The organism is Pseudomonas sp. 008 (assembly GCF_016861935.1).
Taxonomy (GTDB): domain Bacteria; phylum Pseudomonadota; class Gammaproteobacteria; order Pseudomonadales; family Pseudomonadaceae; genus Aquipseudomonas.
This window is the reverse complement of sequence record NZ_BOMA01000012.1, coordinates 197,200-211,300: the sequence shown is the minus strand read 5'-3', so window position 1 is coordinate 211,300 and position 14,101 is coordinate 197,200. Positions and strand designations below refer to the sequence as shown.

Below are 14,101 nucleotides of genomic sequence, written 5' to 3'. Positions count from 1 at the left end.
AAGGCCGCATGAGCGGCCAAAGGGGAGGAGTTCGTTCTGTTGGCCTCGATCAGTTCACGCGTGCAGCGCCTGCGCGCGAAGTTGTCGCAAGCCGTCGACCACGCTATCGGGGATTCTCCTGTCGGATATGTCTCGATCAATCATTGGTGTGTTGGGACGTCGGTTTGTGATCACGTGATCAACGGCCCGCCGCCAGGCCTTGGGTGTCATCCCTTCCAGCCGGCTAAAGGTGTGGGTGAAATGCGAGTGGTCCGCGAAACCGCATTCATAGACGACGTCGGTGATCGGCATCGAGGTGATCAGCAGGCTTTTGGCTTTTTCGATTTTCATCCTCACCAGCCAACCTTGGGGTGAGTGGCCGGTACTTTTTTTGAACGCCCGGGAAAAATGGCTGCGCGAAAGGTTGCAGTGTTCGGCAATCTCGCTGATGCGAACGCAACTGCCCATATCACGCAGCATCAGTTCCTTGGCGCGGCGCTCTTGCCAGCTGGACAGGGCGCCCAGCGGTCTCGCAAGTTCACATGGATGGTCTGAATTCACCGATTGCGGGTTCATGGCGGCTCTCCTGATCGTTAGGGAAAGTCTGTCCGCCGGCGACCTTTAAAGTCCTTAATCAAACCTTAAGAATTATGAAACGCCGCGACCGATCGGCGTGGGTGATTAAAGCCATGCGAGGCGGGCGCGCGTAGGGTGCTCAGCGGGGCGAGTCCCTTGCTCTATTTTTGGCTGAGCGCCGCGATCGATACCCCCGATGCCACAAACGTCATTCCTGCCCCCACGTCAGACCATTCACAAGTCGTGGCCGCTGGCGTAGAAAACCGGAAAGTGTAGTGGCGAAAGCGCCCATGAGCGCGAATCCAGCTGCCGTAAGTACAGCAAATCACACGCCGTACACCTGCATCTGGATACTCACTGAGCCGCGGTGCGGGTCGACAAACTGCGGAATGAATGCCAGCACGAAAAGGCCCAACCATTTAAGTATTTCCAAGCTGTCTGGCTTAGGGGCTGCATTCTATTTTGGCAAAACCTCAGAGGCGCCGAACGGGCGACGCTGGCTCCCCCAACAACATCTTTTGCCGCCAGGCGGGTGCGCTGGTGGGGAACAGCACTTCGTTCGGTCGCCAGCGAGCAACGCCGAAGGCGGCCGCAATACGCTGGCGTTGCTGGCCCTGGACAAGGACGCGCCGGTAACTGTTCTCACTCTGCTGTAGCCCCAGCACATAGCCCACGCCCGTCTGGAAATCGCCTCCATGGGCCCGCCACCAGGCGGCGATCAACTGCGGGTCGGGCCAGGGCAGGTTTTCATCGGGGTCCATGGCGACATTAGCGTCCTCAGGATCGTCGTTCGGGCCGGCATCGAAATCCGGCAGGTCCTGCAATTCCAGGTCGAGCAGCGCCAGGTCAGCGCCAGTGATCAGACTGAAGGCTTCGCCGGCGACGCGGGCATGAGACAGGTCGCTCATCTGCTGGATCAACCAGGGCACACTGAACGGATCGCCCAGCAGCCCGATGGCCTGGATGCCGATGCGCTGTTGCTCAGGGTTCTCTATCAATTGGCGTATCCAGGCGATGCTGTTTTCACGCTTTTGCCAGGCCAGCAATACGCAGAGCGCGCGGTACTGGAACTCGCCCGGTTGCTCGGCGAACTGGCGCAGCGGTTCCAGGGCGTGCTCATCGCCCATTTGTGCGGTGGCCCAGTTAGCCCAGAAGCGCGTGGCTGGATCCGGGTGTAGACGGTGGGCACGAATCGTCGGCATCAGATCACGACGACGCAACTCGCCGGCAGTACGAGCAGCACGAGCCAGGACGCTTGGGTCGGCGTGGGAAAGTCCGGTAAGCAGGGCTGGGCCAGGGTCGTGGCGGTGCATGCCGCAGGCGGCCAGGCCGAGGCGGTGGAACAGGGGTTCAGGGGAGGCGAGCATGCGGTCGATCCAGGGCGATATCCACTCCCAGTCGAGCCAACCCAAGGCCATCAGATAACCGCGCTCCGTTTCCGCGGCACTGCGCAAGTGCTCGCTGAGCCGCGACAACACCTGCGCGTTACCCGCCTCGAAGGCCAGCACCACACTGGCGAACATCTCGCCGATGGCGTGCGGGCCGAGTTGGGTCAGGAGGGTTTCCAGGCCGTTGGGGCCGGCGATTCGAAGGCCGTCGAGGTGGGCGTCGATGCGGCTGTCGAGCTTGCTGAGGTCATCCAGATCGTAATGCGGCGCGCGCTGGGCATAGTCGCGCAGGACGGCTAGGAAGCCGGCTTCTTCGGCGTGTTGGTCGATGATGGGTAGGGATATCAAACTAAGCCTGCCTGGGTCGATATCACGGGGTCACCTCGGTCCAACGCTGCCCATCCTCGGTCCAGACTACGTTCTTCGGTCCGCAGGACCAGAGAACACCATCATTTGCATGGAGATGGCGGCTACTGGGCTTACTGGGCAAATTCATGTCGACTGCAACCAGATTGTCATTGCCGTCGAGGCGCAATAGACCGGAATCACAGGCCAAATAGAGCTCGCCGTTGAACCACTCCATACCCCAGAGGTCTTCGCTGGTTGCGTCCTGTCCAACGGCTTCCCACTGCGAACCATCGCCACGCAGCAAAGTGCCCATCTGCCCGCATACAAACACTAAATCTTCGCGAACGACCTTGACCCGATGCAATACGAGATTGGTTGGACTTTCCCGATTGAACCATTTGCCTTCCAGGCGTTGCCAAATTTCGCCATTGAATCCGACGGCATAGAGATTTTCTTCTCTGATACCGTCGATGGAGTTGAAACCGCATAGTTCAATCTCGCCTCTGGGTAAAACCACTCCCTGGTCCTGACGCGTCCATTTGGCTGGTCCCTCGCGACGGTAAACCTGGCGGCCCATGCCAGTGGCGTAGGGAACACCGTTGATGAGTTGCAGATCCCGAATAGGACCGCGACGAGCAGGGCCATCGAGCGAGTCGTCGATCTCTTCTTCGGTTGAGCCAACCATTGTGCTGACTGACACAATACCGTCTGGACCTGTAGCGAAAACCATGATTTCCGGTACTTCAATTGCGCAGATTCGCGTGGCGTGCCACTCGAGGTTGAAGGAGAACCAGCGGTTCTGGGACCTGTCCCACTTGAGCAGTTTGGAGGCGGTCGAGCCACTTTCCTTCAATACATCGACTTGGGCGATGACTCGACCAACATTGCGGCTCTGCATGAAGCCGGAAAGGAAGGAGTATTCGTTAGACATAGCAAACCTATCGTTCTTGAAATTGAAAATTAAGCGGCAGAGTGGGCGTTGGATGTGATGCCTTTGATGGCCTCGATCGCCTGGTCGACGGCGTTCTGCTGCGTGGCAGTCAGCGTGCCGGAAGAGCGCTTGTCCGAGCCTGGATCGCTGCGCACTGGCGTGTTGTCTTCCATGTCACATTTTTTCTGGTGATAGTCGTCCAGCTGGTTGGCTATGCACTTCGAGTTGCAATGAGGGAATGCCGTACTGTGGGCAAGTGCACCTGCTTCACGGGCATTTTTGTAAGTCCATTTGGCATTAGCGGGTAGTCGCTGGTCGCTGCCTGGTTTGATCTTGTCACCGGAGTCCGGCCAGGATTGCAACACCGGACCGTCGTTGTGGGCCGCCTCCATCTGGCCCTGGACCGCGTGGAGGATTCCATGGGTACCGTCGTCGCGCGACTGGGATGCACACACGCACGGCGCGTTGTCTTGCTTGTACTTCTCGAAGCCAGTCAAGGCAGTGCCACGTTCCCCCGTCTTAGAGAAACAATGTACCTCGATCAGGTGGTGACCTGTGATCTCCGGGTGACAGCAAAAACTCTTGTCTTTTTTTTTCGGTTTGAGCACGCATGCCTTGGCTTTCTTGCATTCATCGTCGCAATCCATTCCATCCGGTACTTTGTTGCCTCTCTCGGTCTCCCGCTTGGGACGTATCTTCGCATCCTTGCATTTATCCTCGGCAGCGTTTTGCTCGTCTTTGCAGACCTGGCCTTCGCTGGTGTCGAACGCTATCGCATCCACATGCATCCACGTTGGCGTGTTACCAGGTGATGATGCGTGGTTGTGGGTTGTCAGGTCCATGTGTCGCACTACGTTCTCGCCTTCGAACTTCACATCCATCGACCAGGAAGTGAAGTAGACCTTGCCTTTGATCTTGCTGGTGATCACGCCCTTCTTCGGCGCGCAACCGGCCTCATCCCCATAGCTGGTCTTGAAGTAACTCTTGTTCTTGAGCATCACTTCCTTACCACTGATCTTCACCGTACGACTGCCCTTGGTCGTGTCCTTGGCCATGCCGGTATTCGGATAGGGGATGGGCACTCCGGTTGGCGTGGGGGGCGCCTGAGGCGGGGTGAAGCAGACATCCGGAAAGCAGGCCACCGACTTGCCATCCGCCGCCTTGCAGGAGATCTCCATATTGTTGGCAAAGACCTGGTTGGCCATCACGCAGCCCTCACAGTCTGGTAACTGAGCATCGCGGCGGCGCGTTCGCCGGCGTCGTTGCCCAAGTGGCAGAAGATATTCGGGCCTTCGCCATAGCCCTTGCGGCTGGCGGCCAGGGCCACGATGAGCATCGCCGGGCCGATGGCGGCGCCGATTTCGCCGATGCAGTCGGCGGGGTGCCAGAGGTGGAAGAACTCCTTGCGCACGCGCAGGGTGCGGCTCAGGGCCAGGGACGCTTCCTTGAAGTAGTACTGCTCGCCGGAGATGTCGGTGAGCCGATAATCCATTTGCTCCAACCCACAGCCGACTTCGCTCAGGGCGGCGCGTACGGCTTGAGTCAGGCCGTCGGCGCGCAGGGGAATGTCTTCGGCCTCCACCGTGGCCTTCTCCATACCGAACCCCAGGCCGATGCAGGCCAATTGCGGCTCTTTGCTGGCAACGGGGGCGGCCAGCACCACGGCGGCGGCACCTTCGCCGGGGATAAATCCGTTGGAGTTCTGGCTGGTGAGCAGGCGTTCGCGTGCTTCGAAAGCGGCCAGGGTCGGTCCGCTGAGGAAGGAGTCGACGCCGGCAATCAGCACGTGGCGATGGCCGCCCTGGTAGATCAGCGTGCGTGCATTCAGCAGGGCCACGGCAGCGCTGACCCGACCACGGGCAATGACGTTGGAACCGGGATGAAAGCGCAGGCCCAGTTCGGCTTCGATGGCGTGCAGCAGCCCCTTATCGAGACCATCGAGGCGGCCGGGGCGCTCGATTTCCGCCACCCCCAGCAGCAGCGGGGTTTTCTCCGGGTCGACGTTGGGGGTGCTTTGCAGTGCCTCGGCGATGGCGCGGGCGGCCATCTTGATCAGCTTGGTGCGGCCGCGCCAGGGCTGTTCCAAAGGCACGCTGGCGGCAATCAGCCATTCGCCGCCTTGGTCGATAAAGCGGGTTTCCTGGAAATTGTCGATGGCGCAGCGGATCGCCGCGCAGCTCGCGGGTGCGCTGAGGCCGACAGCACTGACCATGCCGGAGCCGATGATGCAAAGCGCGGTCATCAGTCCGTCTCCTCGGGTGCGTGCTTGTCTTTTACCAGGGAGGAGAGCGACGGGTAGTAATCCTTGCCCAGTTCGCGGGCGCGCCACCAGCCCGTGGACATCGTGCCGACCAGCACCTGAGCGATCTCGAACATGTTGCGCCGTAGCGGACGGGCGACACGCCAGGTCAGCTGCACCTGGAGCGCATCGGTGTCGATCAGCAGGGTATCGATTACCGCCTGCACAGTCTCATGACCGCCTTTTTTCAGGAAGAAGGTCACCGGCACGTCGATTTCGGGGATGCGAAAGCCCGCGCGCTCCTGGGGCGTGAGGTTGAGCAGCAGCACGTCCTCGCCGCCTCGCAGATACTGGATCTGCTGATCGTCAGGGGCCGCCTGAAAGTAGCGGCGGTCGAAATCACCCGGCAGAAACGGAAAGCAGTCGGCCAACCAGGTCTCGTCATAAGTACCGGCGAAGCGGGCGCGTTGCGGCCAGCTACGGCCGATGGGGCCGAGGGCCATCGGGCGGTAGTCGCCAGAGGGACTGTCGATCGCCTTGCCCAATTCCTCGGTGTTCGGCATCGGCATGCCAACGATGTCAGCACTACCCATATGGCGTGGGAACCAGCCACAACCGGTCGGATTGTCCAGGTAGCAGTGACGCATTTCGGAGTCTTTGGCCATCGGATGACTGCCGCCAAAGGCCTGGGCATAAGAGATGTGCTGCTCGGTGAAGGGCTGCGGCAAGCCGGGAGAAACGCCCAATAGCCCCGGTTGCCACTGCCGGGGGCCGAGGACGGAAAAGGCTTTGCTCATCTGACCGACGCGAATGCCCGCAGCCAGTTGCCTCACGGGCCGCCCGCCTGGGGCATAGGCCTTGCCGCGCACCAGCACATCGCAGAATGGCTTGATCGGGGCGAAGTCCATTTCCTGCAGCGGGGCGCTGAGACCAGGCTCGCCGAGGAAGGTATCGGCCATCAGCAGCGGTTGCTGGCTGTCGGCGAGGGTCGCCGCGTGGCCGTCAAGCGGTAAATTGAAAGTGCCTTTGGCCACCACCACCAGGGATTCGCGGCCATCGGGCTCCATGCCCTGGGTATAGGCAGCAAGCAGTTTGCTGGCGTTGAGCAGTTCCATGGGCCGAATACCTGTCTAGTTGATCTGCACCGAACCACCCTTGATGCGGTTGACCCCGCTGGAGCGGCTGGACAGGTAGGTGCCCTGGATAATCACTTTGCCTGCGCGGGTCAGGGTGATACTGGCCTTGCCGCAACGCAGCACGATCTCGCGTTCGGCACTCAATTCCAGGCGCTGGTCATCCAGTTGCACGCAGGCAACCGGTGCGGGCGCCGCAGCCTGGCCAAGCAGGCGGCCGATCACTAGCGGGCGGAAAGGGTCGCCATCTTCGAACATCAGCGCCACCTGGGTGCCGATGTCCTCAGGGGCGAGCAGGGTGGTGCTGCGGGCGGCGATGCTCTGTTCCTCGGGGCAGCCGGGGTAGGTCACCAGGGGCGCACTGGCCTGCGGCAGGTCGAGCAGGACGCCGATGACCACGCCATCGATGCGGGCCTGGGTGGGTAGTGGGTATTGAACCGTCATACGCGTTACTCCTAGTTTTGCAGGATCTTGCGTCCCTTGATCACCACGTTCTTGTTGGCCTTGATGTTGATCGCACCAGAGCCGTCTATGGTGATGTCCTTGCCGCGGATGCTGATGGTGCCGTCCTTCTTCATGACGATGCTGGCTTTGCCGGTGGTGATGGTCACCGAGTCACCGGCATCGATGACAAGGTCCTTGCCCACCGTCAGCGCATCGTTGTTGTCGATATCGGTCGTGCGTCCTGCACCGACCTTGCGCGATTCGTTTGCCTTTACCGTGGTTGAAAGATTGGCACCCACGTCCACCGAGCGGTTGGCGCCCACATTGGTCGACTGGTAGAGGCCCACATTGACGTTTTGGTAGGCCCCGACATTCACCGTTTGAAAGGCACCGATGACAACTTCCTGCGCTGCGCCGATGGCGATCGTCTCGTTGATACCTACCGCATGGGTGCGCTGCAGGGTCACGGTCGCGGTTTCGTTGGCGCCGACGCTGATCGTGCGGTTGCTGCCAATGCTGATGGTCTCGTTGCTGCCGACGTGTTCCGTACGGTTGAGGCCAATGGTGATGGTCTCGTTGTTATCGACGGTTTCGGTGCGGTCGTGTTTGACGTGCACGGTTTCGTCGTTGTCGATGCTCTTGCTGCGGTCGTGGCCGACCCAGTGGGTCTCGTCGTTCTCGACCTCGATGTCCTGGTTCTTCTCGGCGTGGATAAACAGTTGCTCCGCGCCTTTCTTGTCTTCCATGCGGATTTCATTGAAGTTGGCCGGTGAGCCGCCCTTGCTTGAACGGCTCTTCACGCCGCTCTGGGTGGCATTGGCCGGCAGCGTGTAGGGCACGGTCTGTTCGGCGTTGTAGACGCGGCCGGTGATGATCGGCCGATCCGGGTCGCCTTCGAGGAAACTGACAATCACTTCCTGACCGATTCGCGGGATTTGCATCGCCCCCCAGTTCTTGCCGGCCCAGGCCTGGGAGACGCGCATCCAGCAGGAGCTGTTCTCGTTGGATTGGTCGTGGCGATCCCAGTAGAAGTGCACTTTGACCCGGCCATACTGGTCGGTCCAAATCTCCTCGCCCTCGGGGCCGACCACCACCGCGGTCTGCGGCCCTCGGACAATCGGCACGGGGGTCAGGGGGAGGGGGTGGAAAACCTGGCTGGCATCCATGCAAGCGAGTTCGCCCACGAACTGCTCGGAGAGATCCTGGGTGCCACTTTCATAGGGCTCCTGGTGGATGTGGTAGCGCGCGCTGACCACCAGGTATTCGCGGTTCTGGTCTTCGCGCTCGTAGCCGGTCAGCGTGAACAGGTGGCCGGAGCCCAGCCCGCGGGCACGGCCGCGCAGTTGTACGCGCTCGAACTGGCTGTGGATGGCTTCGATGCGGGTACGCGCATAGTGCTCGCCGTCGTTGCTCTGTGCGTATTCACCGGGGTAGTCGTAGAGCGGGTAGTCGCCGTTGCCATGGCTGCGCGACACACTGGAGCGCACCCCAAGGTTGGCACGGGGGCGCTGGAAGTCGTAATCGTTGAGCTCCAGCGAACCGGGTTGGACTTCCCGCGTCAGTTGCCAATCGTAGAAATGATCGCGCTCGCGCATTTGCCGATCGGGCGGGTAGAACGGCACTGAGTCGTAATCTGCCACCGTGGAGTGGGCGCCATAGGCGTCGGCCAACACCAGTACATGTCGCGCTTGCTCATGGCGGAAGTAGTAATAGATCCCTTCCTGTTCCATCAAGCGGCTGACGAAATCGAAGCTGGTTTCGCGGTACTGCACGCAATATTCCCACTGGCGGTAGCTGCCGCTCAGGCTGTCTTCGAAATCGGAAAAACCGAGGTCGCGGAACACCTGCTTGATGATGTCCGGCACCGTATTGTTCTGGAAAATCCGGCAATCCGAGGTGCGCGTGAGCAGCCAGAACCAGGGCCGCAGGCTGACGTGGTAGCCGGCGAACTGGCCATGGCCGGTCAGTTGTCGACAGCTGCAGGCGATGCCGTGGAAGTAGCGTTTGCCGCCGTCGTGCAGCTCCAGGGTCAGGCCCATCGGCTTGCCCAGCAAATGGTCGAACGTGATCGCCCGGTCTTCGGAGGTGAGGTTCAATTCATAGTGGAACAACCGCCCCAATTCTTCGTTGCCTTCCATGCTCCGCAGCAGCAGGACATCGCCGCCGAGGGGGCAGTTGACCTGCACCAAACGGTTGTTTTGCGTGATTGCCATGCACGGCTTCCTCTGCCTCGTGTTTGGGCGTCAGTCGGCCGTCTCGAATACATAACGCAACGTACGACTGAATCCGTTTCCTGCGGATTAACCTTCTGCCCAGCGCCTCTTTGGCGTCATCTCTAACCCTTACAATTCAAGGAAGTGTTAGCGCTGTTCAATGCTTGTCAAGAAACTCTCCGACCAGTGGGGTGAACACTGAGGCGTTTCAAGATCGGTAATCGGAGGTCATTATTTAGTATCTTTGGTTATAGGCTTTATTCTAAAAAGTGAGTACCCGCGCAATTTATTCAGGCGCGAATTCAGTCGTGCTTATGAAGAGCATCTTTCAAAGTTGCGTAAAGGATGAGTACTGTAAAACTAAAGTTCGCGAACTTTTAACCACCGAAGACCTGATGGCAGCAGAACCGACTATCCTTTCGGATAGTGAACGCTGCACTCTTGGCAAAAAGGGACGCCATGCCAGACTATGATCGCGCCATCGGCTCCACACCCGGCATTCCATGCGGTGATCGAACCTGTCTGATCGGGCCCTGGTTACTCAGGCGTTGGCTACCCTGGATGGCTTCAATTACGGTTTTCTGTCTTTTCACGGCAACGCCCGGATACGGCCAGAATCTGCCAACCGCGGCGGGTGTCGAAAGCGCCACGGTTACGGTGATTGAAGCGCAGGAAATCGTTTCCAGGGCCACCCTTGAAGCCGTTCGCTGGAGCGGCCCTGAATCCGGCCCGAAAGCCCAGCGGGGCAAGAGCATCGCCCTTGTCGCAGAGGATTTGCGTAACGGAGGCATCGTCGGTGTCGCGCAGGGCGCTCGCGAGGCAGCCAAGGCGATGGGCTGGACGCTGAAGATATTCGATGGCGCTGGATCATCGGCCGGGCGCGCAAAGGCCTTTTCCGATGCGCTGGCAGAGAAACCCGACGGCCTCATTCTGTGCGGCTCCGATGCCCTTGAGAACAATGCGGCGCTGATCCTCTTCGCCGACAGGGATGTGCCGGTGGTTGGCTGGCACGCCGGGGCACGCCCCGGGCCGATTGACGGCACGCCGGTGGCTATGAACGTCACGACCGACCCGCTCGAGGTGGCTCGCCTTACGGCCATGGCGGCAGTGGCACAGTCAAACGGACACGCCGGCGTGGTCATCCTGACCGACTCCAAATACAGCATCGCCATGGCGAAAGCCAAGGCCATGGAAAACGTCATTCGGGCCTGTCGGGAATGTACGTTGCTGGAAGTGCGCGATGTGGCGATCTCTGAAAGTGGTGAGAAGATGCCGGCGCTCACCAAGGAGCTGCTTCAGCGCTATGGCAAGCGCTGGACCCACACACTGGCCATCAACGATATCTATTTCGACTACTCGATTGCCTCTTTGACCAACGCCGCAATACCCAGTGACGGCATCAGTCTGTTGTCTGCCGGTGATGGCAGCGCTTCGGCTTTCTTGCGCATACAGGCAAAAACCTACCAGACCGTCACCGTGGCCGAGCCGCTCAACCTGCATGGCTGGCAAGTGATGGATGAATTGAACCGGCTGTTTGCAGGGCAGCCGGTGAGCGGCTTCGTAGCACCGATTCACCTGGTCAATGCCGACAATATCGCCTTCGACGGCGGGAAGAAATTCCAGTACGACCCTGACAATGGTTATCGAGACATTTATCGCCACCAATGGAATCCATGACATTGGACGTTACTTCCCGGCTCGGACGCCGACTATTGCCGCAATCGTTGCGCGCCCAGTTCACACTGGCGTTCCTGACGCTGGCGCTGCTGATTCTGGCGGGCGGTGCCACAGCGGTCTACGCGTTGCGCACGTCAAACAGCGCCACCCGCCAGCTGACGGATGAACGACTGGTCCGTATGCAAAATGGGCAAGACATGGTGCAGCGGACCTTGCTGATCGAACGCCAGACCGATCAGCTTCTGACAACCCGCTCCCCCGACGCCCTGCGTTCAAGCTATGCGGCGACTGTCGAACAGCTTGAAGCCCTTGATCAACTGGTGCAGGAGCTGACTGCCGCGAACAGTGGCGAGGCGATACTCGACATGCATCAGTCGAGTCAGATGTTCCGCAATACCGCCAACATCGTTGCGCAACTGCGAGAAAGCCTGTTGCAGACCGAGGTCACCTTCGAGCGAGCCCTGGAGGATCACGCTGCCCGGTTAACCGCGACCCAGACCCGGGCCAGCCTGGAACTGGCGGTGTTACTTTTCGATCTGCCGCAGGCTAATGACAGTGATGCCGTACAACGGCTGCGGATCCGATATGAGCGCCTGTCACGCGCCGCTGGCAAGTTACCCGACGCTGCCGTGGAAACGCCCGATCTCTTCTCCCTGCGCCTGAGGCTCATCAATCAGCACAACGTCATCCAGCGCTTCAATGAGGAGTTGAAGAATGAGGCCGGGGTGCTGGTCGCGGTGGCCCGTGCGCAATCCAGTGCTTACACCGAAGACTATCGCGAAGCCGTGCAACGTCTGGTCGAGGCCTCAAATCGTAGCCAGCGATGGGTACTGATCATGTTGGGCGCCAGCCTGATATTCGCCTGGTTTGTGACCCGGGTCTTCATGGGCCGTCATGTGCTCGTGCGCCTGAATGAAATAAGCCGGCAATTGCGTCAGGAACGCACTGACAAAACGCATTTGATGATGGTGGAACATGGGAAAGACGAGATCGGCAACATGGCTCGCGCGGTGAATCAATTCCTCAAAGACCGTCTTCAGCTGGAAAAAAAGACGGTCCAATTGAGTATCGCCACAGAGCGGCTCGCCCTGCAAAACAACCGATTAGAGCAAGAAGCCATCATCCGTGCCGGACAAGGTCATGTCCTGGAGCTGATCGCCAGGAGCACCGAGCTTGCAGAAGTCCTCGATAGTCTGGCTCACCTGGTCGAGTCCCAACTGGAGGGGATGATGGTGTCCATCCTGGTGCTGGATGAGGATGGCAAACACCTGCTGCACGGGGCTGCCCCCAGTTTGCCGAAAGCCTATAACCAGCTCATTGACGGGATTGCGATCGGTCCAAACGTCGGCTCTTGCGGCACCGCGGTGTATCGACGAGAACCGGTCATCGTCACGGATATCGAGCTGGACCCGCTGTGGGAGGAGTACCGATCAGCCGCTGCGCCCTATGGATTTCGCGCCTGCTGGTCGACGCCGATTCTGTCCCATGAACGAAAGGTATTGGGTACGTTTGCCTTGTATTCCAACACCGTACGCAGCCCTAGCTCGACCGAGACGCGACTGATCGACATGGCGACACCTCTTGCCGGTATTGCGATAGAACGCCAACTGACCGAAAAGCGTATTCGCTATATGGGCGACCATGACGCACTGACCGGGCTGCCGAATCGCACACTGCTCGAAGACCGTCTCAAGCAGGCAATACTTTATGCCCAGCGCTACAGCCGGCTGGTGACGGTGGTGTTTCTCGATCTGGACAAATTCAAACTGGTGAATGACAGCCTTGGGCACAGCGCTGGAGACGTACTGCTGAAAACCGTCGCCCAGCGCATGCAGGAGTGTGTGCGCCGCACCGACACCGTCGTGCGACTGGGTGGCGACGAGTTTGTGATCATCCTGTTCGACCAGCCCTCCGACCTCGACGGCGTTACTCCAGCCCTGCACAAGATCCAGGAAGCCATCCTGCGGCCGATTCAGCTCAGCGGGCATACACTCCACGTCACCTGCAGCATGGGGTTGGCCACCTACCCAGCTGACGGCAGCGATACCGACACGTTGCTCAGCAATGCGGACGCCGCCATGTACCGGGCCAAGGAACTGGGTCGCAACAGTTACCAGTTCTATACGAGCGAGATGAATAACAAGGATCAGGGCAAGCTCGCCATGCAAGACGGGCTACGAAACGCACTCAACCATGACGAGTTCCTGCTGCTGTACCAGCCACAGGTGGATTTGCAGTCAGGTCAGATTATCGGCGTAGAAGCACTGATCCGCTGGCAGCATCCCGAACTCGGCATGGTGTCTCCAGTCAAATTCATTCCGCAGGCCGAAGAGACCGGGTTGATCGTGCCCATAGGCGATTGGGTGATTCATACCGCGTGCAGACAGAACAAGGACTGGCAGGATGCGGGCTGGCCGCCGATCACCATGTCGGTGAATATTTCAGCACGCCAGTTCATCGAAAGGGACCTGATCGACCGGGTGAGGCATGCCTTGCAAGAGACCGGACTGGACCCGATGTACCTTGAGCTGGAGCTGACCGAAAGTCTGATCATGCAAGACCTTCAGCAAGCCATCAGCAAAATGAAGGAACTGCAATCAATGGGGATCAGTCTGTCGATCGACGACTTCGGCACCGGCTACTCCAGCCTCGCCGCATTGAAAAGCTTCCCCATCGCAAGGCTCAAGATCGACCAGTCTTTCGTGCACGATCTGCCCGACAACGAGAACGACAAAGCCATCGCTACCGCAGTGATTTCGTTGGGGCACCAACTGAACCTCAAGGTCATAGCCGAAGGTGTCGAAACCGAAGAGCAGCAAACCTTCCTGCGTGAGAACGGCTGCGATGAAATTCAGGGCCACTTTTTCAGCAGAGCGGTCAGCGCAGAGGAAATCAGTCTGTTACTGCGTACGCCCCGATTATCTCAACCGAGCCGCATTACCAGCCCTGACGCGGTAAGGCGAAAACGCGATGTAAAACGTCCACGCAGTCCAATGTCCGGGCATTAATGACTTAGTGAAAACGCTGTTGTGTCAGAAGCCGATCGCCTGGGTACTTCGCAAACTGGCAGTGACGGGCGTCATAATCGGAGCTCGCCCTCCAGCACAAGTAGACGGGCTGATTGCAGCTTCGGAGTTGCGCTTTCGAACCATGGAAATCGGTTGAGCAATGGC

General features: G+C 59.5%; 10 protein-coding genes and 1 pseudogene. 2 read left to right on the top strand and 9 right to left on the bottom strand.

What is annotated here, in order from left to right:
• Positions 1 to 54: 54 nt before the first annotated feature.
• The 9 genes and pseudogenes from JUI81_RS23210 to JUI81_RS23175 form a co-directional block, all read right to left on the bottom strand.
• Positions 55 to 555, bottom strand: coding sequence for a helix-turn-helix transcriptional regulator (locus JUI81_RS23210; protein ID WP_018927751.1), 501 nt, complete (start codon positions 553 to 555; stop codon positions 55 to 57).
• A 161-nt stretch (positions 556 to 716) separates the two neighbouring features.
• Positions 717 to 967 (bottom strand): annotated as a pseudogene (locus JUI81_RS31875) (LysE family translocator); the annotation flags it as partial.
• Positions 968 to 1,028: 61 nt separating this feature from the next.
• On the bottom strand, positions 1,029 to 2,291 hold the full coding sequence (locus JUI81_RS23205) for a TIGR02270 family protein (RefSeq protein ID WP_204125121.1): 1,263 nt from the start codon (positions 2,289 to 2,291) through the stop codon (positions 1,029 to 1,031).
• Positions 2,292 to 2,313: 22 nt separating this feature from the next.
• A complete protein-coding gene (locus JUI81_RS23200; RefSeq protein WP_204125120.1) occupies positions 2,314 to 3,222 on the bottom strand; it encodes a hypothetical protein in 909 nt (302 codons plus the stop codon).
• A 29-nt stretch (positions 3,223 to 3,251) separates the two neighbouring features.
• A complete protein-coding gene (locus JUI81_RS23195) occupies positions 3,252 to 4,427 on the bottom strand; it encodes a PAAR-like domain-containing protein (protein ID WP_019578537.1) in 1,176 nt (391 codons plus the stop codon).
• Positions 4,427 to 5,467, bottom strand: a complete 1,041-nt coding sequence (locus JUI81_RS23190; RefSeq protein ID WP_204125141.1) for a hypothetical protein — start codon at positions 5,465 to 5,467, stop codon at positions 4,427 to 4,429. The genes JUI81_RS23195 and JUI81_RS23190 overlap by 1 nt, the downstream gene beginning before the upstream one ends.
• Complete coding sequence (locus JUI81_RS23185; protein ID WP_204125119.1) at positions 5,464 to 6,576, bottom strand: DUF2169 domain-containing protein; 1,113 nt, start codon at positions 6,574 to 6,576, stop codon at positions 5,464 to 5,466. The genes JUI81_RS23190 and JUI81_RS23185 overlap by 4 nt, the downstream gene beginning before the upstream one ends.
• Before the next feature lie 15 nt (positions 6,577 to 6,591).
• Complete coding sequence (locus JUI81_RS23180; RefSeq protein ID WP_204125118.1) at positions 6,592 to 7,038, bottom strand: DUF6484 domain-containing protein; 447 nt, start codon at positions 7,036 to 7,038, stop codon at positions 6,592 to 6,594.
• An 11-nt stretch (positions 7,039 to 7,049) separates the two neighbouring features.
• The gene (locus JUI81_RS23175; RefSeq protein WP_019578541.1) at positions 7,050 to 9,251 is read right to left on the bottom strand and encodes a type VI secretion system Vgr family protein; all 2,202 of its coding nucleotides are present in this window, start codon (positions 9,249 to 9,251) and stop codon (positions 7,050 to 7,052) included.
• A 657-nt stretch (positions 9,252 to 9,908) separates the two neighbouring features.
• Between JUI81_RS23175 and JUI81_RS23170 the strand changes: the two genes are divergently transcribed.
• Together JUI81_RS23170 and JUI81_RS23165 are read left to right on the top strand one after the other, a co-directional pair.
• Positions 9,909 to 10,928, top strand: coding sequence for a substrate-binding domain-containing protein (locus tag JUI81_RS23170; RefSeq protein ID WP_204125140.1), 1,020 nt, complete (start codon positions 9,909 to 9,911; stop codon positions 10,926 to 10,928).
• Positions 10,916 to 13,936 (top strand): EAL domain-containing protein, encoded by a 3,021-nt coding sequence (locus JUI81_RS23165; protein ID WP_204125117.1) that lies wholly within the window; start codon positions 10,916 to 10,918, stop codon positions 13,934 to 13,936. Before JUI81_RS23170 ends, JUI81_RS23165 begins: the two co-directional genes overlap by 13 nt.
• The last annotated feature ends 165 nt before the right edge of the window (positions 13,937 to 14,101 follow it).

Bases quoted from the DNA above. Each gene is read 5' to 3' on its own strand.
- JUI81_RS23175 (WP_019578541.1), bottom strand. From the start codon at position 9,251: ATGGCAATCACGCAAAACAACCGTTTGGTGCAGGTCAACTGCCCCCTC.
- JUI81_RS23165 (WP_204125117.1), top strand. From the start codon at position 10,916: ATGGAATCCATGACATTGGACGTTACTTCCCGGCTCGGACGCCGACTA.
- JUI81_RS23210 (WP_018927751.1), bottom strand. From the start codon at position 555: ATGAACCCGCAATCGGTGAATTCAGACCATCCATGTGAACTTGCGAGA.
- JUI81_RS23180 (WP_204125118.1), bottom strand. From the start codon at position 7,038: ATGACGGTTCAATACCCACTACCCACCCAGGCCCGCATCGATGGCGTG.
- JUI81_RS23200 (WP_204125120.1), bottom strand. From the start codon at position 3,222: ATGTCTAACGAATACTCCTTCCTTTCCGGCTTCATGCAGAGCCGCAAT.
- JUI81_RS23195 (WP_019578537.1), bottom strand. From the start codon at position 4,427: ATGGCCAACCAGGTCTTTGCCAACAATATGGAGATCTCCTGCAAGGCG.
- JUI81_RS23185 (WP_204125119.1), bottom strand. From the start codon at position 6,576: ATGGAACTGCTCAACGCCAGCAAACTGCTTGCTGCCTATACCCAGGGC.